We start from the raw sequence: 23,741 nt of genomic DNA, 5'->3' as shown, positions 1-23,741 counted from the left end.
AGTATAGATAATGCGCAATGTTAGCCGTGATGATATCCACCACCGAGCGCGGAGGTGAGCTGGAGCGTGGCATCCACGTACTGACCTTTCAGCATCAACCCGGCAATACGCTCTTTGAGCGCCGGAATTTTTGCTTCACTTACCCGGGAGCCGGCAATGATCCCCGCGCTGAAGCGCGCCTGTGCCAGCGCAACGACGCGCGCCGCATCTTTTTCGATCTGCTGCTGGTGTTGATTTTTGGCGGTCAGCGTTTCCACTTCGCTGGCTGTCCGGGCAACCTGGTTTACGGCATCTACTACAGCCTTGTTGTAGTTCGCCACGGAGAGGTTGTTTTGCGCCTGGGTGATATCCAGGTTCGCATTCAACCGACCGCTGTCAAAAATTGGCAGCGTCAGCCCGGCGGTTACGCCCATTTGCTGCGCAGATGAGCGGAACAGGTCGCTCAGGTGCAATGCATCCTGCTGCAAGAACGCCATCAAGTTGATGTCAGGGTAGAACGCGGCTCTGGCGGCATCCACTTCGCTCATGGATGCTTCGATATACCAGTGCGCCTCCTGCAAATCCGGGCGACGAGCCAGCAGTTCATAACCGAGCGTTGACGGCAGCGATGCCTCTGCGTCAGGTAAGGCATGCCGGGCGAGCGTGACTGAAGGGGTATTAGTCAACGCATTCAGACGCGCCTCAATGGCCTTCATTTTGCCGTGCACGTCAGCGAGCTGTTCATCGGTTTTGCTGGCATTGATATCTGTTTCAACGCCTTCCACCGAGGAGGTAATGCCGTGCTGATAAAATCACGATCGGCACCGATGATATTTTCCTGCTCCCGTTTGATTTGCGCGAGCACGTCACCCACCGCGGCCTCGGTCTGCCAGTCCCAGTACAGCCGCGCGACGCTGCTGGCGAGCAGCTGGCGGGTCTGCTCCAGCTCCGCTTTTTGCGCATTCACCTTACCGATGCGGGCCTCAATTTGGGCACGGTTTTTACCCCATAAATCCAGATCCCAACCCGCCGTCAGACCAAAGGTGCCGTTGGTGTACCAGGGGCCGGTGGTCCCCGCCGCCGGGTCGGTCAGGGCGAATGGCCCCATCAGCCCCTCTGCCGACATCTTTTGCCGTTCAACATCTGCGGAAAAATCAAGCTGTGGACCTTCAGCCGCGACAGCGGCTTTCGCCTGTGCTTCCGCCAGGGTGATACGCTGACGGGCAATTTGCATATCTGGCGCATCCGCCAGCGCTTTAGCGATCAGCGCGTTGAGCTGGGGGTCGTTAAAGTCTTTCCACCATTCGCTTTTTGGCCAGTCGGCATGACGCAGTTGGGTATTTACAGCGGCGGCGGCGGCTTGCGTTTTCACTGGAGACACCGTGGCATGCTCCGGCGCGCAGGCGGCCAGCATAAAAATAAGAGGAGCACTCAGAGATAAAGTAAGAGAACGTTTCATTACGCCATGAACTCAAAAAAATAAAGGCGCAACTTACGCTTACTGACGTTCCATTTTTTAGTAACGCGTGGCAATCCGCATATTGTTATACATTTTCATATCCGGAAATTTATTCCCCAAGAAAATGATTTAAATTCATGTATTCATGCTAATTATAAATTGACTGCTACACTTACTTCGACAGACATACGCAGGAGAGGCGAATGAAAATATTATTGTGGGTTATTTTGATTATATTTCTGATAGGGCTGCTGGTGGTAACCGGCGTATTCAAAATGATTTTCTGATTCTGTTGCCCGGCTCCGCGCCGGGCAAACGCTTTACACTTCGCTCAGGACTTCGACTGGATCACCCGGGCAATATCCGCAGACGTCTGTAACGTACGGATCTCCTGAAATAATCCCAGCGCGTCGTCGTACTCTTTACGCAAATAACTCAGCCACTGTTTAATGCGTGCGACGTGATACAAGCCGGTATCGCCCTGCTTTTCCAGCCGCGTGTATTTTTGCAGTAGTTTCACCACATCCGCCCACGGCATCCGCGGCTCATTATATTTCACCACCCGGCTGAGGTTCGGCACGTTCAGCGCACCGCGGCCAATCATCACGGCATTACAGCCGGTCTCTTTGAGGCAGGCCTGTGCGCTCTCGTAATCCCAGATTTCGCCGTTGGCAATCACCGGGATCGTAAGCCGTTTGCGGATCTCGCCAATCGCCTGCCAGTTAATGCGCTCGGCTTTATAACCATCCTCTTTGGTTCGCCCGTGCACCACCAGCTCGGTGGCGCCCGCCTGCTGCACCGCGTCAGCAATTTCAAACTGCTTATCGTCGCTGTCCCATCCCAGACGCACTTTGACCGTTACCGGCAGGTGCGATGGCACCGCCTCACGCATGGCCTTTGCGCCGCGATAAATCAGCTCCGGATCTTTAAGTAGCGTCGCCCCCCCGCCGCTGCCGTTGACCAGCTTTGAAGGACAGCCGCAGTTAAGATCGACGCCGTACGAGCCAAGCGCTACCGCGCGGGCGGCGTTTTCAGCCAGCCACTCAGGATATTGGCCGAGCAGCTGGACACGCACCAGCGTACCGGACGGCGTGCGGCTCTGACGATGCAGTTCCGGGCAGAGACGATAAAATGATTTTTCTGGCAGCAACATATCGACCACGCGCAGAAACTCCGTCACGCAGAGATCGTAATCGTTTACCTCGGTAAGCAGGTCGCGCACGAGAGAGTCGAGCACGCCTTCCATCGGGGCCAGTAAAACACGCATTCTGAGTACCTGTGAAAAAAGACGCGCTATAGTAGCTGCTCTCTATGTATGTTGAAAGCCCGGCGTTCCATTGCGGAATGTCTGGTATGCCCAAAATTCATGATGTGATCCGTGGCACATTTTCAGGTTTAATTGTATGATGAATACGTCTCAGCAAGGACTTTCACCATGAGCAAATCACTGAATACTATCTGGCAATACCTTCGCGCCTTCGTCCTGATTTATGCCTGCCTGTACGCCGGTATTTTTATCGCTTCGCTGCTGCCGATTACGATACCCGGCAGCATTATCGGCATGCTGATCCTGTTTGTGCTGCTGGCATTACAGGTGCTGCCCGCGAAATGGGTCAACCCAGGGTGCTTCGTTCTCATTCGCTATATGGCTCTGCTTTTTGTGCCTATCGGCGTTGGGGTTATGCAGTATTACGATGTGCTTAAAGCGCAGTTCGGCCCGATTGTGGTCTCCTGCGCCATCAGTACGCTGGTGGTTTTCATGGTCGTCAGCTGGAGTTCACACATTGTGCATGGCGAACGTAAGGTCGTCGGGGAGAAAACAAAAAAATGATGGCGAATATCTGGTGGTCCCTGCCGTTAACCCTGGTGGTGTTCTTTGCTGCGCGTAAGCTTGCGGTGCGTTTCAAAATGCCGTTGCTGAACCCGCTGCTGGTCGCCATGGTGGTGATTATTCCTTTTCTGCTGCTCACCGGCATTCCTTATGAGCGTTACTTTGCCGGGAGCAAGATCCTCAATGATTTGTTGCAGCCTGCCGTGGTGGCGCTGGCGTTTCCTTTATATGAGCAACTGCATCAGATCCGCGCGCGCTGGAAATCCATCATTACCATCTGCTTTGTGGGTAGCCTTGTTGCGATGATCACCGGCACCTCGGTGGCCTTATTGATGGGCGCGTCGCCGCAGATCGCCGCCTCTATCCTGCCTAAATCCGTCACCACGCCGATTGCCATGGCCGTGGGCGGCAGCATCGGGGGCATTCCGGCCATTAGCGCCGTGTGCGTGATTTTTGTCGGTATCCTGGGCGCGGTGTTTGGTCATACGCTGCTGAATATCATGAAAATTCGGACCAAAGCGGCACGCGGTCTGGCGATGGGTACCGCCTCGCACGCGCTGGGCACCGCACGCTGCGCGGAACTCGATTATCAGGAAGGAGCATTCAGCTCGCTGGCGCTGGTGATCTGCGGGATTATCACTTCCCTGGTCGCGCCGTTTATCTTCCCGATTATTCTGGCAGTCATGGGCTAAAATTTGCGATGCGTCGCGCAAATTTCATTTTCATTTCATAAGTTGCACACATAATGAGACTTGGATCACATATAAAGGCCGTACGGCTCCGTACACTACCGATCCATTAACCTTGATGAGGCAACGTCATGCATCCACGTTTTCAAGCTGCTTTCTCTCAGCTTGCAGAGAATTTGCAATCAGCCCTGGCTCCGGTTCTGGCGGATGTGCATTTCCCCGCCCTGCTGACGGCAGATCAGGTCACGACCCTTAAACAGGCAACGGGGCTGGACGAAGACGCGCTGGCTTTCGCCATGCTGCCCCTGGCGGCTGCCTGCGCCCGCGCTGACCTTTCCCATTTTAACGTAGGCGCAATTGCGCGCGGCGTGAGCGGGACCTGGTACTTCGGCGGAAACATGGAGTTTCTCGGTGCGACCATGCAGCAAACCGTCCACGCGGAGCAGAGCGCCATCAGTCACGCCTGGCTACGCGGCGAAAAAGCCCTGCGCGCCATCACCGTCAACTATACCCCTTGCGGCCACTGCCGCCAGTTTATGAATGAGCTGAACAGCGGTCTTGAACTGCGTATCAACCTGCCGGGACGCGCACCGCATACGCTGGGTGATTACCTGCCGGATGCTTTCGGCCCGAAAGATCTTGAGATCAAAACCCTGCTGATGGACGAGCAGGACCACGGTTATGCGCTCTCGGGGGATGAGCTGAGCGAAGCGGCCATTGCCGCTGCCAATAAAAGCCACACGCCATACAGCAAATCTCCAAGCGGCGTCGCCCTTCAGTGCCGCGACAGCCGCATCTTCACCGGCAGCTATGCAGAGAACGCCGCGTTTAACCCGACGCTGCCTCCGCTCCAGGGTGCCCTGAACCTGCTTAGCCTGAACGGGTATGACTACCCGGATATTCAGCGTGCAATCCTGGCTGAAAAGGCCGATGCGCCGCTGATCCAGTGGGACGCGACCGCAGCCACGCTGAAAGCGCTGGGCTGTTCAACCATCGACCGCGTGCTGCTGGCATAATCTGTTCGGCGGGCAGCGTTGCCCGCCAGTCTGACGAAAAACCCCTCAGTTGAATCGCTGTTTCTTGCGCTAACCAGGCGGGTACAGTACCCTGAGGGAAATTTCATCATCGGTACGAGCCATCTGCATGTTAAAGCGCGTGTTTTACAGCCTGTCTGTCCTGGTCGGCATACTGCTGTTGATCGTGCTGGGTCTCGACCGCTGGATGAGCTGGAAAACAGCCCCCTACATTTTTGATGACCTACAGGATCTCCCCTACCGTCAGGTTGGCGTGGTGCTTGGCACCGCCAAGTATTACCGCACCGGCGTCATAAATCAGTATTACCGGTATCGTATTCAGGGCGCGCTGAACGCCTATAACAGCGGCAAGGTGAACTATCTGCTGCTGAGCGGCGATAACGCGCTGCAAAGCTATAACGAGCCGGTGACGATGCGCAAAGATCTGATTGCCGCAGGCGTCGACCCGGCTGATATCGTGCTCGACTACGCCGGATTCCGCACGCTTGATTCCATCGTGCGTACCCGCAAGGTGTTCGACACCAATGATTTCATCATCATTACCCAGCGTTTCCACTGCGAGCGGGCGCTGTTTATCGCCCTGCATATGGGCATTCAGGCGCAGTGTTATGCGGTGCCATCGCCAAAGGATATGCTGAGCGTGCGCGTACGTGAGTTTGGCGCTCGTTTTGGCGCGCTGGCTGACCTGTACTTATTCAAACGTGAACCGCGCTTTTTAGGCCCGCTGGTGCCGATCCCAACGATGCACGAAGTGCCGGAGGATGCGCAGGGTTATCCGGCGGTAACGCCAGAGCAGTTGCTGGAAATTCAGAAGAAGTAATAACTTTGTCGGGTGGCGGCTTCGCCTTACCCGACCTACGATCGCGATTTTGTAGGCCCGGTACGCGTCGCGCCACCGGGCAAAAAAAGGCCCGCTACGTGAGCGGGCCTTTTCATTCTGAAGATCTTACTTCTTACGCGCGTACTTCAGTGAATCCAGCGCAACCGCGAAGATGATGATGGCGCCCTTGATGATGTACTGCCAGTACGGGTTCACGCCGATGTAGGTCAGGCCGTAGTTGATAACGGTGAAGATGATCACACCGGTCACCACGCCCAGCACGGTCCCCACGCCGCCGCTGAAGGAGACGCCGCCAACCACGCAGGCCGCAATCGCATCCAGTTCATACATAAAGCCGAGGTTGTTGGTTGCAGAGCCGATACGGCCTGCTTCCAGCATCCCGCCGAAGGCGTAGAACACACCGGACAGGGCATAAATCATCAGCAGGTTCAGAGCCACGTTGACCCCGGAGACTTTCGCCGCTTCCGGGTTACCGCCGATAGCAAAGATGTTTTTACCGAAGCGGGTTTTGTTCCACAGGATCCAGACGAACGCCACGGCAATCAGCGCATAGAAGGTGATGTAGGAGAGACGGAAGCTGCCCAGCGCAACAAACCCCTGCGTGAAGGTCGAGAAGCCGCTGTCGAAGCCAGAGATTGGAGACGCGCCGACGAAATCGTAGTACAGGGAGTTGATACCATAAACGATGATCATCGTGCCCAGCGTGGTGATGAATGGCGTCACGTTCAGGTAAGCAATGATGATGCCGTTAATCAGGCCAATTACCGCGCCGATGGCGCACACGATCAGGATCACCACGAAAATCGGCATGGTCGCCATCTCCGGGAACACCTTGTTGGCGTTTTCCATCGACTGCAACAGGGTTGCCGCAATGACCGCCGCCAGACCCACCTGGCGCCCTGCCGAAAGGTCAGTCCCCTGGGTAACGATAAGCCCCGCCACGCCAAGCGCGATAATAATACGGACGGAAGACTGGGTCAGAATGTTACTCAAGTTCAGCAGACTTAAGAACGTAGGGTCCTGGAAAATAATAATCGCCAGCAAGACTAAAAGAACAACGTAAATACCGCCTTCTTTCAGATAAGTGAGAAAACTTTTTTTATTTAACGCACTCATGAGGAGCCCCTGATCTTAAAGGTGCAAAGACGCAAGACGCAAAATTTCGTTTTGCGTTGTCGTTTTGGTTTCAACAATACCGGCAACGAGACCATTGCTCATAACCAGAATACGGTCTGTGATCCCTAACAATTCCGGCATTTCGGAAGAAATAATAATGATCCCTTTATCTTTTTTCGCCAGCTCGGCGATCAGCTGGTAGATCTCAAATTTTGCACCCACGTCGATACCGCGCGTAGGTTCATCCAGCATCAGAATTTCAGGCTGGGTTAATAGCCAGCGACCAATAATGACTTTCTGCTGGTTCCCTCCCGAGAGTGAGCCAATTTGCGTGCGGTGGCCCGGCGTTTTCACGCGCATGGAGTCAATCACCCACTGGGTATCGCTCTTCATGCGGGAATTATCCAGCAGCCCGACTTTGTTTTTGTAATTGCGAATATTAGAAATTAACGAGTTAAAGTTAATATCCAGATAAGCGTAAATACCGGTGGAACGACGCTCTTCCGTCACCAGCGCAAAGCCATTATTAATGGCTTCGTTGGCGTTGTGGTTGTTGATCTTCTTACCGTGCAGCGTAATGGTGCCTTCGGCTTTCTCACGGATACCAAACAGGGTTTCCACGATATCGGTGCGCTTAGCGCCCACCAGCCCTGCGATACCAAGGATCTCCCCCTTGTGCAGATCGAAAGAGACATCGCGGATAGACGGCTGACGCAGCGAGGTCAGGTTACGCACCTCCAGAATCACTTCGCCTGGCTTGTTTTCTTTATCCGGGAAGCGCTGGTTCAGGGAACGGCCAACCATCATGGCGATAATCTTGTCCATGTCCAGCCCTTCCAGCGGCTGGGTGGCAATCCACTGGCCGTCGCGCAGGATGGTGATTTCATCGCACAGCTGGAAGATCTCTTCCATTTTATGTGAGATATAGACAATGCCGCAGCCGCGATCTTTCAGCTTACGAATAATGGTAAAAAGGTGGTTAACCTCTTTTTCCGTTAATGACGATGTCGGTTCATCCATGATCACGATTTTCGCATCATAGGAGAACGCTTTGGCAATTTCGATCATCTGCATCTGGGAAACGGATAATGTCCCGACGCGGGCGCGCGGGTCGATATCAATATCCAGCTCATCAAAAATGGCTTTGGTGTCGCGATACATTTTATCCTGATCGACAAAGACACCTTTGGTTGGATAACGACCCAACCACATATTATCCATAACTGAACGTTGCAGAACCAGGTTTAATTCCTGGTGTACCATCGAGATACCGTTCTCCAGCGCTTCTTTCGCTGAATGGAAGTCGATCTCTTTTCCCTGAAAAAGAATGCTGCCAGAATCTTTTTGATAGATCCCAAAAAGGCATTTTAATAATGTTGATTTACCCGCCCCGTTTTCACCCATAAGTGCATGAATAGAGTGAGGACGAACTTTTAAATTAACATTATCGAGCGCCTTAACACCGGGGAATGACTTGTTGACACCGGTCATTTCCAACAAGTATTCACCGGACGACTGAGTAGTTGTGCTGACCATAATTATACCTTGTTGGCCTCGCATATCGCGTTATAAAAGGGCGCAACGAATTGCGCCCAGTGAAGACAATGCAGATAACTTATTTACCGATAAACTCAGCCAGGTTGGACTGGTCTACGCCCACGTAAGGAACGCGAACGATTTTGTTGTCAATTTTCCAGTTAGTCCCGTCAGCGGCGCCTTTACCATCGGCCAGGTTTTTCGCCAGATCGAAGGTGGCTTTCGCCTGGTTGTTGGCATCGTTCAGTACGGTACCGGCCATCGCGCCAGATTTCACCAGCGCCAGCGCTTCTGGCAGGGCATCCACACCGAATACAGGAATGGCGGATTTGTTGTGGGCTTTCAGCGCTTCTACCGCCCCCATTGCCATTGCATCGTTGTTGGCGATGACCACTTCAATTTTGTTGGCGTTAGGGCCGGACAGCCACGCATCCATCTTATCTTTCGCCTGAGCGGTGTCCCACATTGCGGTGTCTAACGCCAGCTGCTGGGTTTTCAGGCCCTTGTCGTTCAGCTCTTTAATAACGTAGGTGGTACGTGCTTCAGCATCCGGATGGCCCGGTTCGCCTTTCAGAAGAACGAACTGAATCTGACCATCTTTGTTCAGATCCCAGTTTGGGTTCGCCGCCCAGTGTTTCGCAATCAGATCGCCCTGGATAATCCCGGACTCTTTGGAGTCGGTACCCACGTAATACGCTTTGTCGTAGCTGTCCAGCGCCTTACGGGAAGGTTCTTTGTTGAAGAAGACAATTGGCACGTTCTGGCCGCGCGCTTTCTCGATCACCGTACCTGCCGCAGCCGGGTCAACCAGGTTGATAGCCAGCGCTTTCACGCCTTTTGCCAGAAGAACGTCAATCTGATCGTTCTGTTTGGACTGGTCATTCTGGGAGTCATTCATCAGCAGCTGCACGTCTGGCGCTGATTTAGCATCTTTTTCAATTGCTTTACGCACAACGGACATGAAGTTGTCGTCGTATTTATAGATAGTCACGCCAATACGGGTATCCGCTGCGTGTGCTGCTGCGCCAAAAAGCATGCTTGCCATGACAGCAGACAGAGTCAACACCTTCTTATTCATGGTATCTCCGGTTTTTTTTATGCAGGGTAGTTCTTGTGGAAAACGGTCGGCGGGCAGATGTTAATAAAACGTTACTGATCGCCGAAGTTCACTTATAAAATGTCCAGCTTCCGTGTTCGGTAACGCTCCAGAAATGCGTTTTATTCGTTGTTTGAGGCATTCTGGTAACGGTAAAAGTGAATAATCACCGTTACATTGTGTTTCAGCCCCTAAAACGCTGACATCATAGACAGCGGCTTGTTAAGATACTGTGAATTTACTCACAGATTGAAAACGGTTACATCACGTGATGTTTTCAGTTAGTGATCGGAGCCACAGTTTGCCGGATAGCGACCGAATGGCGGCGTACTAAAGTCGGCATAAAACAATGCGTTGCGTCAGGATCTAACAGCCCTGCCGCCCCCTGTAACGCCAGCTCTGTCGCCAGTTTCGCCATCGACGCAATGGGGTAACGCACTGTTGTCAGCTGCGGATCGGTGTAACGGGCAATGGGGATATCATCAAAACCGATCAGCGATAAATGCTGCGGCACCGCAATGCCATTATCTTTCAGCGCGGTAAGCGCACCTGCCGCCATGCTGTCGTTATAGGCAAACACGGCCGTCAGCTGAAGATTACGCCCCAGCAGTTCCACCATTGCCGCTTCACCGCCCTGCATGTCCGGCGAACCGGTACCTACCCAGCTTTCCAGCGGCGCGATGCCCTGCTCTTTCAGGGCGTTTTGCCAGCCCTCGCGGCGCATCATGTCGTCTTCAATACCGTGGCTGGAGGCCAGATAACCAATGCGCTGATGGCCGTTGCTGATGAGCATCCGCGTCGCCATCATCGCGCCGCTGCTGTTATCCAGACCGACGCAGCGGTGCGCGTAGCCGGGGACGATACGGTTGATCAGCACCATGCCGGGGATCTGCTCCATAAACCCGGCCAGCTCTTCATCGCTCAGGGCTTTAGAGTGCACAATCAGGGCGTTACAGCGCTGGCGGATCAGTACCTCAATGGCATAACGCTCTTTTTCAGCCTCGTGATAGCTGTTGCCAATCAGCACATATTTCTGGTGCTGCTGGGCAACGACGTCCACCGCTTTGACCAGCGCGCCGAAGAAGGCGTCCGACACGTCCATCACCACTACGCCAATGGTATCGCTGACCTGCGTCGCCAGCGCCTGGGCATTGGCGTTTGGCCGGTATCCCAGTTGGGTCACGGCTTTCATTACGGTTTCACGCGTTTCAGGGCTGACCAGCGCACTGTTGTTCAGCACGCGGGAGACAGTAGCAACAGAAACACCCGCCTGGCGGGCGACGTCACGAATGGTGATCATATTCACCACCCTTTAAAGGATTGCAGCAACTCACAGACACCCCCTGTGTTTAGCAAGGTGGCTATTCTGGCAGCGAGAGAGAGGAGACTACGTGAAGAAGCTCACACAGATGAAAACGCTTACATCCGTTTTGTTAATGATTGTGATCCAGATCGTTATCTGGATGTATTACGCAATGACACGCCCGAAGCACGGGCGGTTAACCGTCGCCATGCCCATTCCAGCGGGCCCTGGCGGAAAAAACGCAGCCAGACAACCGAAAACACCACGTTAACAATCCAGACCGGAATAACAAACGCCAGCAGCGTCAGGCGGTCGAATTTCATAAACAGGCCGAATCGGTAGAAAAGCGTGGTGCATATCAGCGTTTGCAGAATGTAATTGCTTAACGCCATCCGTCCAACACAGGCCACCGCACTGACGATCCACAGGCGAGAAAGCTGGGGCCAGAAGCCATAGATCAACGCCGCATAGCCAATGGTCTGGAACGGCGCGCTCAGTTCGCGCGGCACCTGCAACAGGAACGCACACCAGCGGTAATCCCATTGAAGATGCCACTGCATCATCACCGCCGGGAGGTTGATGATCACGCCGAGCAGCACCAGCCCTGCTCCCGTGCGACGATAGTGTCGCAGGCTAAATTCCCCTTTCAGCCAGCCGGTGCGCATCAGGGCTGCGCCCATCAGCATCATCCCCGCCAGCTGCCAGCCGTATTGCGCGCCCAGCGCCAGCAGGTTATCGCCGAGCATATCGGCCCGGTTGCCTATCGCTTCCATGCCGCCTTTCAGCTTCCAGAACTGCTCATATTGCAGGTTGGCCGCATCCGGGACCCATGAACGACGGGTGGAATCATCGGCAATCATGCCAAGCAGCAATAACACGGCCAGTCCCATGACATAGAGCATCACGCCGGTGTTAAACAGGCTTTTCACACCGGGCGCGTCGCGGATCAGCCGCCAGCAAATCAGGCCCACCAGACCATACGCGAGCAGGATATCGCCGTCCCAGAAAAGTAGCCCATGAATAAAGCCGAGGATAACCAGCAGCGTTAAACGCGACTGGATCCAGCGCGTACCGCGTTTGAGGAGAAGCTGAAGTCCCGCGCCAAACAGAAGCGCAAAGAGGGTCAGGAATTTAACCTGTGCAAAGAGATCGAGGATTGCCCACGTCCAGGCGTCGCTGCGCGTGATGTCGCCATACCACGCAGGATTCAGATAGGCGGCCTTCGGCAGGCCGAAGGCGCTGATATTCAGCAGCAGGATACCGAGAATGGCGACGCCGCGTACAAAATCGAGCGTGACGTTTCGCTCCATGGTCCCTGCCCTGTCTGATTAGTTGTGGTGACGCACGGCGCGCAGGAACTCCTGGCGGGTGTTCTGGCTCGATTTGAACAGGCCGCCCAGCGAAGTGGTGGTGGTTGCGCTGGTTGCATCACGCACGCCGCGCGCTTTCACGCAGTAGTGCACCGCGTCGATCGACACCGCCACGTTGTTAGTACCCAACAGAGTTTGCAGTGCGGTCAGGATCTGCTGCGTCAGACGTTCCTGCACCTGCGGACGCTGGGCAAAGAACTGCACGATGCGGTTGATCTTGGACAGGCCAATGACCGTATCTTTTGGAATATAGGCCACCGTCGCTTTACCATCGATGGTCACAAAGTGATGCTCGCAGGTGCTGGTCAGCGTGATATCGCGTACCGTCACCATCTCATCGACCTTCATCTTATTTTCAATGACGGTGATTTTCGGGAAGTTCGCGTAATCCAGGCCGGAGAAAATTTCGTCGACGTACATCTTCGCGATGCGGTGCGGCGTCTCCATCAGGCTGTCGTCGCTCAGATCGAGATTCAGCAGTTGCATGATCTCCGTCATATGGCCGGCGATCAGACGCTTGCGGGTATCATTGTCCAGTTCCTGCACGGGCGGGCGCAGTGGCGTTTCAAGACCGCGCGCAACCAGCGCTTCATGGACAAGGGCTGCTTCTTTACTGAGTGATGACATTCTTTTCTCCTGCAGGTGTGGCGTCTTTTGCCCTCGTTGTGGCAAAAGTGTGCGCTCATTGTGCGTGAGGCGACGCACATAATCCAGTATTCACGACGATAATTATTGCAATTGCTGTTGCCTTTCAGCCTGACGGTTCCAGACTAACGCTCCGCCAACGAACAGCGCGATCCCCGCCAGCCCCAGCGCAGGTTCCAGCCGGTGCGTGAGCCAGGTCGACAGTGCCGACGTGACCGGACCCACCAGCTGACCAATGGCATACCCGGTGGTGAGCAGTCCCGCCATATAACGCGTATGGTCTGGCGCCAGCTCGCGACCGTACAAAAGAGAGAGCTGCACGGCGCAGAGGAATCCGCCGCCTACCAGTAGCCCACCCGTCAGCAAGCCGCCTATGCCCGGCAGCAGCCAGGCCGCCAGCACGCCAATCCCCTGTAACCAGAGAACTATCGCCAGCCTGCGGTTAGCGCTTGATGTATGCCGCAGGGCAATACTGAGCGCAATTCCCACCACCGAGGCGGCGCCAAATATCGGCCAGACAAACTGGGCAAACAGGCTGCCGGGAAAACGCACCGCCGCCATTTGCGATAAAAAGGTCGCCGGGAGGATATAGCCGAATCCTGCCAGGCTGTAGCTCCAGACCAGACGCCTGAGATCCGCAGTCAGCAGCAACGGCTCAGGCGCGGTACCAGGGCGATGAAGCTGACCCGCGCGCGGCAGGTAGCGCGCCACCAGCACAATCAGCACCAGCGCCAGTACGCCGTAGATTTGCCATGCCGCCCCGGCGGACAAGGTTTTCGCCTGAATATAGACCGCCAGCAGGCCGCTCAGGGCAATGCCTGCCCCGGGTCCGGCAAAGACGGCCGCACTTAGCCCCGGTTTGCCCAGCTGCCCCAGCCGCTCGTTGGTCCAGGCGGCAATCAGCACCATCGACCAGCCGCTCATGCAGCCAATCACAAAGCGCAGCAGGCCGTGAACGACGGCATTCTCTGCCGCCGCGGAGAGCAGCGTCAGCGCCACCGCGCCAATGATGCCAAGCCAGAGACGTGTTTCAACGAAGCGATGGGCGCGCATGGCATCCCATGCCCCTACCAGATAACCCAGATAGTTCATTGCCGCCACCAGCCCCGCGCTGGTGAGCGTGAGTTGCCCGGCGGCCATCATCAGCGGCACCTGAGGCGTGAAGGCGAAGCGCCCTATCCCCATCGCCACGACCAGAACCACAAATCCGCTGAGCGCGATACGCAGCGCCATGATCGCTCCAATTGTTAAAGAAAAGTAAATTAATGATGCAACATCTCGCCGTCCTGCGAAAGTGAAAGTTGCTCACAGGTCAATGAAAACTCTGTATTATGCGTTTTATGAATAGTCTTTCGTATAAGGAGCCCTGCATGGAACTGCTCGAAGAGCATCGTTGTTTTGAAGGTCGACAGCAGCGCTGGCGGCACGACTCCACCGCGCTGAATTGTGCTATGACGTTCAGCATTTTCCTGCCCCCTGCGGACAATCCACCGGTGCTGTACTGGCTTTCAGGCCTGACCTGCAACGACGAAAACTTCACCACCAAAGCGGGTGCCCAGCGTATTGCCGCCGAACTGGGCATTGCGCTGGTGATGCCAGATACCAGCCCGCGTGGCGATGACGTGGCCGACGATGCCGGTTACGATTTAGGTAAAGGCGCCGGATTTTATCTCAACGCCACCGAGCAGCCGTGGGCGAGCCATTACCGCATGTATGACTACATTCGCGATGAACTGCCTGCCCTGGTGCACTCTCAGTTCGCGGTCAGCGAGCGCTGCGCGATAAGCGGACATTCAATGGGTGGCCACGGGGCGCTGATAATGGCGCTGAAAAATCCGGGGAAATACACCAGCGTGTCCGCATTTGCGCCGATTGTTAACCCAACGCAGGTGCCATGGGGGCAAAAAGCTTTTACGCACTATCTGGGTGAAGATGCAGAAAAATGGCAGGAATGGGACAGCTGCGCGCTGATGCTGGCAAGCCAGCCAGAAGACGCTATCCCGATGCTGGTGGATCAGGGTGATGCCGATCAGTTCCTCGCCGGGCAGTTACAGCCTGCGGTGCTGGCGGAAGCCGCGCGCCAGAAGGACTGGCCGCTGACGCTGCGCATTCAGCCGGGATACGACCACAGCTATTACTTCATGGCGTCCTTTATTGAGGATCATCTCCGCTTCCATGCGGAGCATCTGTTCAGGTAAGTTCCGCCTTTTGCCCGGTAGCGCCTCCTGCCTGCCGGGTCATTCCCCTCCCCCTCTTTACATACTTCTATCCTCTTGAATCCAGCCTGTTTTCCGTCGCCCTCACTCAAACACAAATGATTTCAATTATCATTTGTGTTTACAATTCTACATTCTTTTGTACAATTCCAGGCTCTTCTCCATCTCAAAGAGTTCTTACAAGACAAAATCATACAGTTCTCAGGGTTATCCCGATGGAGTTTTATTCATTTATATACGGAATGTACAAATGACAATACCGCGCATTAAGCTCCTGGCCGTCGCCATTGGCGCTGCCACATGTTCCCCCTTCGTTCACGCAGCCGATCAGGACACCGTTGTCGTCACCGCGACGGGTTTTGAACAAAAAATCCAGAATGCCCCCGCCTCCATCTCTGTGATTTCAAAACAGCAGATTGAAGATAAAGCCTACCGTGATGTTACCGATGCCCTGAGAGACGTCCCGGGCGTTGTCGTCACTGGCGGCGGGAGCAGCAGTGATATCAGTATTCGCGGCATGGCCTCTCAGTACACCCTGTTCCTGGTGAACGGCAAACGCGTCAGTACGCGAAGCACCCGCCCCAACAGCGACAACTCGGGTATTGAACAAGGCTGGCTGCCGCCGCTGGAGTCCATTGAGCGCATCGAGGTCATCCGCGGCCCGATGTCCTCGCTTTACGGCTCCGATGCGATGGGTGGCGTCATTAACGTCATTACCAAAAAAGTCTCGAACACCAAAGCCTGGACCGGTTCGTTGCATGGCGATGCAACCTTCCAGGAAAACCATGATTCCGGCGATATCTTCCAGACCAACGCCTACGCCTCTGGTCCCCTGATCGACGGACTGCTGGGCGCAAAAGTGACGGGGCTGTTGTCACGCCGCGCCGAAGATAAAATCGTGAACGGCTATAACGAGCAGAAAATGCGTAACGGTGGCATTACGCTGAACTTCACGCCGGACGAGAAGAACGATTTCGACCTCGACTTTGCTCGCGAGCTTCAGGACAGAAACAGCACCCCGGGGATGTCGAAAGCGGCTGAAACCTGCCGGGGAACGACCTGTAAGCCAAATACCAAAAGCGACTCGCGCTATGAGCACACGACCTACTCGTTAACCCACAGTGGTTATTACGACGACTTCAATACCACCAGCTATATCCAGCAGGAAGAGACCAATAATCCAGGTCGCGAAATGCGCTCCTATAACACCACCTTCAACAACCAGAACCAGATTTTCCTCGGCGATCATACGTTGACCCTCGGCGGGCAGTATCGCTATGAGAAACTGCGCGACAACGGTAATCAGCTGGAAGCAGCTGACGGCCTGAACAAACTGACGCGCTGGAGCTGGGCCCTGTTTGCCGAAGATGAATGGTCAATGACGGAAAGCTTTACGTTGACCGGCGGCCTGCGTATGGACAAAGACCAAAACTACGGTACTAACTGGACGCCGCGCGGTTACGGCGTATGGCACCTGGCCGATCAGTGGACGTTAAAAGGCGGGGTTTCTGCGGGCTATCGTGCGCCGGATCTGCGTCAGTCGTCTGCCAGCTGGGGCCAGGTAACGGGTGGCGGCCGTCTAGACGGTATCATCGTCGGCAACCCGGATCTGAAACCAGAGAAGAGCCTGAGCGAAGAGCTCGCCCTGCTCTGGGATAACAACGATAACCTCAATGCCGGGGTGACGCTGTTTAATACCGACTTCAAGGACAAAATTACGGAAGTTCGCCGCTGTAACAGCAGCGCCGATCCTGCCTGTACGATTGGCGATCACAGCTATGATTTCGTCAGCGATCGCGTCAACGTGGACAAAGCCAACATGCGCGGCGTGGAGTCCTCCTTCGGGTGGAAGATCACGCGCGATGTGAACTGGACTGCAAACTACACCTATACGGAGTCTGAGCAGAAGAGCGGCCAGTTCTCCGGCAAACCACTGAACAAAATGCCGAAACACATGTTCAACACCACCCTGGACTGGCAGGCGACACCCGATGTCGGTTTCTGGAGCCGTCTGAACCTGCGCGGTAAAACGTCTGAGTACCTGAGCCGCACGTCAATGTCCCAGGGTACGCCGTCCTACACTCAGGTTGATGTCGGTATGCGCTACAACGCCAACAAAAACCTGCTGGTTACTGCCGGTGTGTATAACGTGCTTGATAAGCAGATTGACTACGATACGTATGACACCGTGCTGGATGGCCGTCGCTATACCGTTGGCATGACCTACAGCTTCTGATCTGCCCATAAAAAAGCCCGCTCAACTGAGCGGGCTAAAAGAGAGGAAGTGCGGTTATTGTTTAAATCGTTCCGGGAAATCCATTTCACTGTAGCGAACGAAGCGTGTTCCTTTCGTCAGTTTGTAGCCAAACCAGATGATCAGGAACAGCGGAATGCCAATATAGGTGGCCGTGACGGCGCCCCAGTCAATGGTGTCCGCAAGGAAGGCCTCATAGTTCTGACCCAGGGTAATGATCAGGCACAGAACGAAGGCGAAGATCGGCCCCAGCGGGAAGAACCCTGACCGGTACGGCAGATTATTCAGATCATGCCCCTGCTTGACGTACCCGCGACGGAAACGGTAGTGGCTGATGGCAATGCCCAGCCAGGCAATGAAGCCCGTCATACCAGAGGTGTTAAGCAGCCACAGGTAGACCGTCTGGTTGCCGAACATGGAGGTCAGGAAACAGAGACCCGCAATCACCGTGGTCGCATACAGCGCGTTGCGTGGCACGCCACCGCGAGACAGTTTCGAGAAAATACGCGGCGCTTTACCGTCGCAGGCCAGGGTGTAGAGCATACGAGTGGAGGCGTACATCCCGGAGTTACCCGCAGACAGTACCGCCGTCAGGATCACCGCGTTCATCACCGCCGCCGCAGAGAGCAGACCCGCGTGCTGGAAGACCAGCGTGAACGGGCTGACGCTGATGTCTTTTACGTCGTTACGCAGCAGGCTTGGGTCGGTATACGGAATGATCAGGCTGATAATCAGGATCGCGAACACATAGAACAGCAGGATACGCCAGAACACCTGACGCACCGCGCGCGGAATGTTCTTCTCCGGGTTTTCGGATTCACCAGCCGCAATACCAATCAGCTCCGTGCCCTGGAAGGAGAAGCCGACAATCATCGCCACGCCAATCATCGCCGAGAAGCCCCCGGCAAACGGCGCATCGCCTATCGTCCAGTTGCTCCAGCCCGCCGGTTCAGCCCCTTTGAAAATACCAACGATCATCGCCACACCGACGACGATAAAGATGATGACGGTTGCCACTTTAATCAAAGAGAACCAGTATTCCGCTTCGCCAAAGCCGCGCACGGAGATGTAGTTCAGCAGGAAGATGACCGCCAGGAACAGGGCGCTCCAGATCCAGCCTGGCGTGTCCGGGAACCACCAGGTCATTACCAGCTGTGCGGCGACGAGGTCAACGGCGATGGTCACCGCCCAGTTGTACCAGTAGTTCCAGCCCAGCGCGAAGCCGAAGCCTTCCTCAACGTATTTTTGTCCGTAGGTCGAAAACGAACCAGACACCGGCATGTATGCCGCCAGTTCACCCAGGCTGGTCATCAGAAAGTAGACCATCAGGCCAATCAGGATATAAGAGAATAATGCCCCACCCGGGCCGGCTGCCGAAATTGTTGCGCCAGAGGCAACGAAAAGACCCGTACCGATGGAGCCGCCAATGGCGATCATCGTCAGGTGACGCGCCTTAAGTGCGCGACGTAGCGCGGGCGCTTCTGTGGTTTTAGTTTCTGAAACCATGTGAAAATGCTGTCCATTCAATAAATGAGGCGCGATTGTAGCAGACGATCTGCGTTGCTTCCGGCAGAAATGCTCAGTTATAAGAGAGCTTCATGACTCGGCCAGGATTATAAGTAAAGCATAATTTTTCCCTCTCTCCTTTGGGGAGAGGGCCAGGGTGAGGGGCGCTTTTACATCTCGCAGTAACGCAGAAAACGCTGGAGCGAGCTGGAAAGGTGTTTCTGACGATGATGGATGCACCACAGCGTGCGCACCAGCTTCGGCAGCGGAACGGGGATCTCAACCAGTGAGCCGGTTTCCAGCTGTTCGGCAATCACCCGTCGGGAAAGACAGCTAATGCCCAGGCCATGACGCACCGCATGCTTAATCGCCTCGGAGTTACCTAACTCCATCCCTAACTGGAACTGCGGCAGATGGGACAGCAGCAGATAATCGACAATCTCACGCGTGCCGGAGCCCTGCTCTCGCAGGATCCACTGCGCCTGCGCCAGACGCTCCAGCGTCACCTCGCCCTGGAGTAAAGAAGAAGCCGGGGAGGCAAACACCACCAGCTCATCCTCCAGCCAGGGTTCCGCAATGATATCCACGTTATGGCACGGCCCTTCGATAAGCCCGATGTCCACGCGGAAATCGATCACCGCGTTGATCACGTCCTGGCTGTTGCCGACGCTCATTTCCAGCGGCAGGGTCGGAAAATCCCGGCGGTAGCGGGCAATCACTTCCGGCAGGATGTAGTTACCGATCGTGCTGCTGGCGTAGACACGAATAGCGCCGTTGTCCTCGCGGAACAGCTGTTCGATCTCCGTCGCCTGCTCCAGCAAGGCCAGGGCACGCGGGTACAGCAGGCGGCCATGTTCGTTCACCACCAGCCGCTTGCCTACCCTGTCGAAAAGCTGGACGCCCAGTTGCCCTTCAAGATCGGTCAAGGCCGCGCTAACGGCGGACTGCGAGAGCGCCAGCATTTGTGACGCCTGGGTTGTCGAGCCGCTTTTCAGCACCTCGGCAAAAACTTCCAGCTGACGCAATGTAATGTGCATGGTTGCTTACCACTTATAAAGATTGATTATAAATATATAATCAATTTTATTTTTAAGCCAGAGCGCCGTAACCTTTAGCCAGACAAAGGAGAAGGTTATGTCAGAAATCACCTTACAACATCATCGTACAGTGTGGCACTTCGTGCCGGGTCTCGCGCTCAGCGCCGTCGTCACCGGCGCGGCCTTATGGGGCGGTAGTATTCCGGCGGTCGCCGGTGCAGGTTTCAGCGCGTTAACGCTGGCCATTCTGCTCGGCATGGTGGTCGGGAACACCGTTTACCCGCACATCTGGAAATCCTGCGACGGCGGCGTGATTTTCGCCAAGCAGCATTTATTACGTCTCGGGATCATCCTTTATGGCTTCCGTCTCACCTTTTCGCAGATTGCGGATGTGGGTGTCAGCGGGATTGCCATTGACGTCCTGACCCTTTCAAGCACCTTTTTACTGGCGTGCTTTATCGGCCAGAAGATCTTTGGCCTGGACAAACAGACCAGCTGGCTGATCGGTGCGGGCAGCAGCATCTGCGGCGCGGCGGCGGTACTGGCAACAGAACCCGTCGTTAAAGCCGAAGCCAGTAAAGTCACGGTTGCCGTCGCAACGGTAGTTATCTTCGGTACGCTGGCGATCTTCCTGTATCCGGCCATGTATCCGCTGGTGGCGCACTGGTTTAGTCCGGAAACCTACGGCATTTATATCGGCTCAACCATGCACGAAGTGGCGCAGGTGGTGGCGGCAGGTCACGCCATTAACCCGGAAGCCGAAAACGCGGCGGTCATTGCCAAAATGCTGCGCGTGATGATGCTGGCGCCGTTCCTGATTTTCCTGGCGGCCCGTGTTAAACAGCTGGCTCCGGCTGGCGGCAACGAGAAGAGCAAAATCACTATTCCGTGGTTTGCCATCCTGTTCATCGTGGTCGCTGTCTTCAACTCTTTCCACCTGCTGCCAAAAGCGATGGTGGATATGCTGGTGACGCTTGATACCGTACTGCTGGCGATGGCCATGGCGGCACTGGGGGTCACCACTCACGTCAGCGCGCTGAAAAAAGCCGGTGCGAAACCGCTGCTGATGGCGCTGGTGCTGTTCATCTGGCTGATCGTTGGCGGCGGTGCGATTAACCTTGCGGTACACAGCCTGTTGGCATAAACCATCTCGTCCTTCTCCTGTTAACCCGTTATCATAGGCATTTCGGGTTAACAGGAGTCTTTTTATGAAATATGTTGGAGCGCACGTCAGCGCTGCCGGTGGCCTTGCGAACGCCGCCATTCGCGCCGCCGAAATCGAGGCGACCGCTTTCGCCCTGTTCACCAAAAACCAGCGCCAGTGGCGCGCAGCTCCCCTCACCGCGGAAGTGATTAATGACTTCAAAGCCGCCTGTGAGAAATACGGCTACGGGCCTGGCCAAATCCTTCCCCATGACAGCTATCTGATTAACCTCGGCCACCCGGTTGCCGAGGCGCTGGAAAAATCCCGCGAAGCGTTCCTGGATGAAGTTCAGCGCTGTGAACAGCTGGGGCTGACGCTGCTGAACTTCCATCCCGGCAGCCATCTGATGCAGATTGACGAAGACGCCTGTCTGGCGCGCATTGCCGAGTCAATTAACATCACGCTGGATAAAACCCAGGGCGTGACGGCGGTGATTGAGAATACCGCGGGTCAGGGCAGCAACCTCGGCTTTAAGTTTGAGCATCTGGCGGCGATCATCGACGGCGTGGAAGACAAATCCCGCGTGGGCGTGTGCATTGATACCTGCCACGCGTTTGCGGCCGGTTATGACCTGCGCACAACCGAGGCCACAAAAAATACCTTCGAGGAGTTCGAGCGTGTTGTCGGTTTTAAATACCTTCGCGGTATGCACTTAAACGATGCGAAAAGCGCGTTCGGCAGTCGCGTTGACCGCCATCACAGCCTGGGCGAAGGCAATATCGGCCACGATGCGTTCCGCTTTATCATGCAGGATGCCCGCTTCGACGGCATTCCAATGGTGCTGGAAACCATCAATCCGGATATCTGGGCGGAAGAGATTGCCTGGCTGAAGGCGCAGCAAACCGCTGAACAGACGGCATAAAAAAAGCCGGGTGCGTAACGCGCCCCGGCTCTTTTTGCAGGTCGGGTCAGGCGAAGCCGCCCCCCGACACCGCTTTTAGGCTGCTTTTGCGACCACTTCCGCTTCCGGGCGCTTCAGCACCGCGTAAGACAGGCCTGCCACCAGCGTACCGGCAACAATCGCCAGCAGATAACCCAGCACCGGCGTGATGGCGCCAGGGATCAGCAGGACGAACAGACCGCCGTGCGGCGCCATCAGTTTCGCACCTACCGCCATGGAGATAGCCCCCGTCACCGCACCACCCACGATACAGCACGGCAGAACACGCATTGGATCGCGTGCCGCAAACGGGATTGCGCCTTCGGTGATGAAGCACAGGCCCAGCACCAGCGCCGCTTTACCGCCTTCCTGCTGCGCTTTATCGAACTTACGGCGGGCAATAATCGTCGCCAGACCGAGCGCCAGCGGAGGCACCATACCGGCCGCCATGATCGCCGCCATCGGCGCGTAGGTCTGGGTACTCAGCAGGCCAACGCCAAACGCATATGCCGCTTTGTTCACCGGACCACCCATGTCGGTACACATCATACCGCCGAGGATTGCGCCCAGCAGCACCGCGTTCGCCGTCCCCATGGTTTGCAGCCAGTGGGTCAGACCTTCCAGAATGCCCGCGACTGGCTTACCAATCAGGTAAATCATCGCCAGACCGACCACCAGGCTGGAAATCAGCGGGATGATCAGGATAGGTTTCAGCGCCTCCATACTCTGCGGCAGCTTCAGCTTCGAGCTGATCAGCTTCGCCACATAACCGGCGAGGAAACCGGCAATGATACCGCCGATAAAGCCAGAACCAGTGCTCACGGCGAGCATACCGCCGATAAGACCCGGCGTCAGACCCGGACGGTCAGCAATGGAAAAGGCGATAAAGCCCGCCAGCACCGGCACCATCAGCGCAAACGCGGAGCCGCCGCCAATCTGCATCAACGCGGCCGCCAGCGTGCCCGGCTCTTTAAACGCCTCGATACCAAAGGCGAAGGAGAGCGCAATACACAGGCCGCCCGCCACCACCATCGGCAGCATGTAGGATACGCCGGTCAGCAGGTGACGATACGCGCCCGCAGACTCTTTTTTCCCTTCAGTCGCAGTTTTAGCCGCACCGGTTGCCTGATACGGTTTGGCCTCTGCCAGCGCCTTATCAAACTCCTGCGCGGTCTTCTTCAGCGCCAGGCCGGTAGAGGTACGGTACATCGGCTTGCCGGCAAACTTCGCCAGATCCACTTCGATATCCGCCGCCACAATCACCAGATCGGCTTCCGCCACCTCTTCCGGCGTGATGGCATTGCCCGCACCAACAGAGCCGCGGGTTTCAACCTTCACCCACCAGCCACGTTTTTTCGCTTCGGTTTCAATGGCTTCAGCCGCCATAAAGGTGTGCGCCACACCTGTCGGGCAGGCCGTTACCGCAACAATGCGTTTCGGCCCAGCGGCGGCAACCGGCGCCGCCTCCACTGGTGCGCTGTAAACCGTAGCATGACCTTTTGCTTCGCTCAGAAACAGTTCAGGGTGTGCCACCGCGCGATTAATATCACCCAGCCACACTTTTTTGCCGTTCAGGGCGCTGTCCGCGGGGATTTTGTCGCCCAGAACAATCGCCATTTCAGCATCACCCGGGTTATCAATGATATCCAGGTGCGCTTTTTGTGCCGCCGCGCCCAGCAGGGTCTTCGCCATATAGGCACGAGCCTGTCCGAGACCGGAGTCAATGATCAGCAGCGTTTTCATTA

General features: G+C 55.7%; 19 protein-coding genes and 1 pseudogene. 8 read left to right on the top strand and 12 right to left on the bottom strand.

Translation table 11 applies throughout. The features are described 5' to 3' along the window. Positions 1 to 20: 20 nt before the first annotated feature. Both mdtQ and dusC read right to left on the bottom strand, forming a co-directional pair. Positions 21 to 1,438: pseudogene (gene mdtQ, locus ACOTW6_RS14050) on the bottom strand (multidrug resistance outer membrane protein MdtQ). A 331-nt stretch (positions 1,439 to 1,769) separates the two neighbouring features. Then, positions 1,770 to 2,705: a tRNA dihydrouridine(16) synthase DusC gene (gene dusC / locus ACOTW6_RS14045; protein WP_213789133.1), complete on the bottom strand. Its 936-nt coding sequence runs from the start codon at positions 2,703 to 2,705 to the stop codon at positions 1,770 to 1,772. Positions 2,706 to 2,873: 168 nt separating this feature from the next. Here dusC and ACOTW6_RS14040 point away from each other — a divergent pair, with 168 nt between their 5' ends. From ACOTW6_RS14040 to sanA, 4 genes are all read left to right on the top strand, one after another. After that, positions 2,874 to 3,269, top strand: a complete 396-nt coding sequence (locus tag ACOTW6_RS14040; RefSeq protein ID WP_023295055.1) for a CidA/LrgA family protein — start codon at positions 2,874 to 2,876, stop codon at positions 3,267 to 3,269. After that, a complete protein-coding gene (locus ACOTW6_RS14035; protein ID WP_015572322.1) occupies positions 3,266 to 3,961 on the top strand; it encodes a CidB/LrgB family autolysis modulator in 696 nt (231 codons plus the stop codon). The genes ACOTW6_RS14040 and ACOTW6_RS14035 overlap by 4 nt, the downstream gene beginning before the upstream one ends. Positions 3,962 to 4,089: 128 nt before the next feature. After that, a complete protein-coding gene (gene cdd, locus ACOTW6_RS14030; RefSeq protein ID WP_121478771.1) occupies positions 4,090 to 4,974 on the top strand; it encodes a cytidine deaminase in 885 nt (294 codons plus the stop codon). A 127-nt stretch (positions 4,975 to 5,101) separates the two neighbouring features. After that, positions 5,102 to 5,812: an outer membrane permeability protein SanA gene (sanA, locus tag ACOTW6_RS14025; protein ID WP_003859314.1), complete on the top strand. Its 711-nt coding sequence runs from the start codon at positions 5,102 to 5,104 to the stop codon at positions 5,810 to 5,812. Between the two features lie 126 nt (positions 5,813 to 5,938). Here sanA and mglC read toward each other — a convergent pair whose 3' ends face one another. The 7 genes from mglC to ACOTW6_RS13990 all read right to left on the bottom strand — a co-directional run bounded on the left by mglC (position 5,939) and on the right by ACOTW6_RS13990 (position 14,132). Next, a complete protein-coding gene (gene mglC, locus ACOTW6_RS14020; RefSeq protein ID WP_003859318.1) occupies positions 5,939 to 6,949 on the bottom strand; it encodes a galactose/methyl galactoside ABC transporter permease MglC in 1,011 nt (336 codons plus the stop codon). Positions 6,950 to 6,964: 15 nt separating this feature from the next. Beyond that, positions 6,965 to 8,485, bottom strand: coding sequence for a galactose/methyl galactoside ABC transporter ATP-binding protein MglA (gene mglA / locus ACOTW6_RS14015; RefSeq protein WP_003859320.1), 1,521 nt, complete (start codon positions 8,483 to 8,485; stop codon positions 6,965 to 6,967). 79 nt (positions 8,486 to 8,564) lie between these two features. Continuing rightward, positions 8,565 to 9,563 (bottom strand): galactose/glucose ABC transporter substrate-binding protein MglB, encoded by a 999-nt coding sequence (mglB, locus tag ACOTW6_RS14010; protein WP_017383382.1) that lies wholly within the window; start codon positions 9,561 to 9,563, stop codon positions 8,565 to 8,567. Between the two features lie 295 nt (positions 9,564 to 9,858). Next, on the bottom strand, positions 9,859 to 10,881 hold the full coding sequence (gene galS, locus ACOTW6_RS14005) for an HTH-type transcriptional regulator GalS (RefSeq protein WP_121478770.1): 1,023 nt from the start codon (positions 10,879 to 10,881) through the stop codon (positions 9,859 to 9,861). A 155-nt stretch (positions 10,882 to 11,036) separates the two neighbouring features. Beyond that, on the bottom strand, positions 11,037 to 12,194 hold the full coding sequence (yeiB, locus tag ACOTW6_RS14000) for a DUF418 domain-containing protein YeiB (RefSeq protein ID WP_047053376.1): 1,158 nt from the start codon (positions 12,192 to 12,194) through the stop codon (positions 11,037 to 11,039). 18 nt (positions 12,195 to 12,212) lie between these two features. Beyond that, a complete protein-coding gene (gene folE, locus ACOTW6_RS13995) occupies positions 12,213 to 12,881 on the bottom strand; it encodes a GTP cyclohydrolase I FolE (protein ID WP_047053374.1) in 669 nt (222 codons plus the stop codon). A 102-nt stretch (positions 12,882 to 12,983) separates the two neighbouring features. Next, positions 12,984 to 14,132, bottom strand: coding sequence for a YbfB/YjiJ family MFS transporter (locus ACOTW6_RS13990; RefSeq protein ID WP_121478769.1), 1,149 nt, complete (start codon positions 14,130 to 14,132; stop codon positions 12,984 to 12,986). A gap of 137 nt (positions 14,133 to 14,269) precedes the next feature. Between ACOTW6_RS13990 and fghA the strand changes: the two genes are divergently transcribed. Both fghA and ACOTW6_RS13980 read left to right on the top strand, forming a co-directional pair. Beyond that, positions 14,270 to 15,097, top strand: a complete 828-nt coding sequence (gene fghA / locus ACOTW6_RS13985) for an S-formylglutathione hydrolase (protein WP_213789132.1) — start codon at positions 14,270 to 14,272, stop codon at positions 15,095 to 15,097. 268 nt (positions 15,098 to 15,365) lie between these two features. After that, on the top strand, positions 15,366 to 17,351 hold the full coding sequence (locus ACOTW6_RS13980) for a ligand-gated channel protein (RefSeq protein WP_121478767.1): 1,986 nt from the start codon (positions 15,366 to 15,368) through the stop codon (positions 17,349 to 17,351). Positions 17,352 to 17,405: 54 nt separating this feature from the next. Here ACOTW6_RS13980 and ACOTW6_RS13975 read toward each other — a convergent pair whose 3' ends face one another. After that, positions 17,406 to 18,875, bottom strand: a complete 1,470-nt coding sequence (locus ACOTW6_RS13975) for an amino acid permease (protein ID WP_006811308.1) — start codon at positions 18,873 to 18,875, stop codon at positions 17,406 to 17,408. 170 nt (positions 18,876 to 19,045) lie between these two features. After that, a complete protein-coding gene (gene yieE / locus ACOTW6_RS13970; protein WP_003859337.1) occupies positions 19,046 to 19,912 on the bottom strand; it encodes a DNA-binding transcriptional regulator YeiE in 867 nt (288 codons plus the stop codon). A gap of 97 nt (positions 19,913 to 20,009) precedes the next feature. Between yieE and ACOTW6_RS13965 the strand changes: the two genes are divergently transcribed. Then, a complete protein-coding gene (locus ACOTW6_RS13965; protein ID WP_121478766.1) occupies positions 20,010 to 21,056 on the top strand; it encodes a YeiH family protein in 1,047 nt (348 codons plus the stop codon). A 64-nt stretch (positions 21,057 to 21,120) separates the two neighbouring features. Next, positions 21,121 to 21,978, top strand: a complete 858-nt coding sequence (gene nfo / locus ACOTW6_RS13960) for a deoxyribonuclease IV (protein ID WP_121478765.1) — start codon at positions 21,121 to 21,123, stop codon at positions 21,976 to 21,978. Positions 21,979 to 22,053: 75 nt separating this feature from the next. Here nfo and fruA read toward each other — a convergent pair whose 3' ends face one another. Then, positions 22,054 to 23,739, bottom strand: coding sequence for a PTS fructose transporter subunit IIBC (gene fruA / locus ACOTW6_RS13955; RefSeq protein WP_015572312.1), 1,686 nt, complete (start codon positions 23,737 to 23,739; stop codon positions 22,054 to 22,056). Positions 23,740 to 23,741 lie beyond the last annotated feature (2 nt).

It is taken from the genome of Enterobacter cloacae complex sp. IR5403 (assembly GCF_049238705.1).
GTDB lineage: Bacteria > Pseudomonadota > Gammaproteobacteria > Enterobacterales > Enterobacteriaceae > Enterobacter > Enterobacter hormaechei_C.
The sequence above is the reverse complement of the archived record's forward strand: the minus strand, read 5'-3'. Positions and strand labels throughout refer to the sequence as shown.

Excerpts from the sequence above, each read along its gene's own strand:
- mglC (WP_003859318.1), bottom strand. The coding sequence starts at position 6,949 with ATGAGTGCGTTAAATAAAAAAAGTTTTCTCACTTATCTGAAAGAAGGC.
- dusC (WP_213789133.1), bottom strand. The coding sequence starts at position 2,705 with ATGCGTGTTTTACTGGCCCCGATGGAAGGCGTGCTCGACTCTCTCGTG.
- sanA (WP_003859314.1), top strand. The coding sequence starts at position 5,102 with ATGTTAAAGCGCGTGTTTTACAGCCTGTCTGTCCTGGTCGGCATACTG.
- fruA (WP_015572312.1), bottom strand. The coding sequence starts at position 23,739 with ATGAAAACGCTGCTGATCATTGACTCCGGTCTCGGACAGGCTCGTGCC.
- nfo (WP_121478765.1), top strand. The coding sequence starts at position 21,121 with ATGAAATATGTTGGAGCGCACGTCAGCGCTGCCGGTGGCCTTGCGAAC.
- folE (WP_047053374.1), bottom strand. The coding sequence starts at position 12,881 with ATGTCATCACTCAGTAAAGAAGCAGCCCTTGTCCATGAAGCGCTGGTT.
- mglB (WP_017383382.1), bottom strand. The coding sequence starts at position 9,563 with ATGAATAAGAAGGTGTTGACTCTGTCTGCTGTCATGGCAAGCATGCTT.
- fghA (WP_213789132.1), top strand. The coding sequence starts at position 14,270 with ATGGAACTGCTCGAAGAGCATCGTTGTTTTGAAGGTCGACAGCAGCGC.
- mglA (WP_003859320.1), bottom strand. The coding sequence starts at position 8,485 with ATGGTCAGCACAACTACTCAGTCGTCCGGTGAATACTTGTTGGAAATG.
- cdd (WP_121478771.1), top strand. The coding sequence starts at position 4,090 with ATGCATCCACGTTTTCAAGCTGCTTTCTCTCAGCTTGCAGAGAATTTG.
- yeiB (WP_047053376.1), bottom strand. The coding sequence starts at position 12,194 with ATGGAGCGAAACGTCACGCTCGATTTTGTACGCGGCGTCGCCATTCTC.
- ACOTW6_RS13980 (WP_121478767.1), top strand. The coding sequence starts at position 15,366 with ATGACAATACCGCGCATTAAGCTCCTGGCCGTCGCCATTGGCGCTGCC.
- galS (WP_121478770.1), bottom strand. The coding sequence starts at position 10,881 with ATGATCACCATTCGTGACGTCGCCCGCCAGGCGGGTGTTTCTGTTGCT.
- ACOTW6_RS14035 (WP_015572322.1), top strand. The coding sequence starts at position 3,266 with ATGATGGCGAATATCTGGTGGTCCCTGCCGTTAACCCTGGTGGTGTTC.
- ACOTW6_RS14040 (WP_023295055.1), top strand. The coding sequence starts at position 2,874 with ATGAGCAAATCACTGAATACTATCTGGCAATACCTTCGCGCCTTCGTC.
- ACOTW6_RS13990 (WP_121478769.1), bottom strand. The coding sequence starts at position 14,132 with ATGGCGCTGCGTATCGCGCTCAGCGGATTTGTGGTTCTGGTCGTGGCG.
- yieE (WP_003859337.1), bottom strand. The coding sequence starts at position 19,912 with ATGCACATTACATTGCGTCAGCTGGAAGTTTTTGCCGAGGTGCTGAAA.
- ACOTW6_RS13975 (WP_006811308.1), bottom strand. The coding sequence starts at position 18,875 with ATGGTTTCAGAAACTAAAACCACAGAAGCGCCCGCGCTACGTCGCGCA.
- ACOTW6_RS13965 (WP_121478766.1), top strand. The coding sequence starts at position 20,010 with ATGTCAGAAATCACCTTACAACATCATCGTACAGTGTGGCACTTCGTG.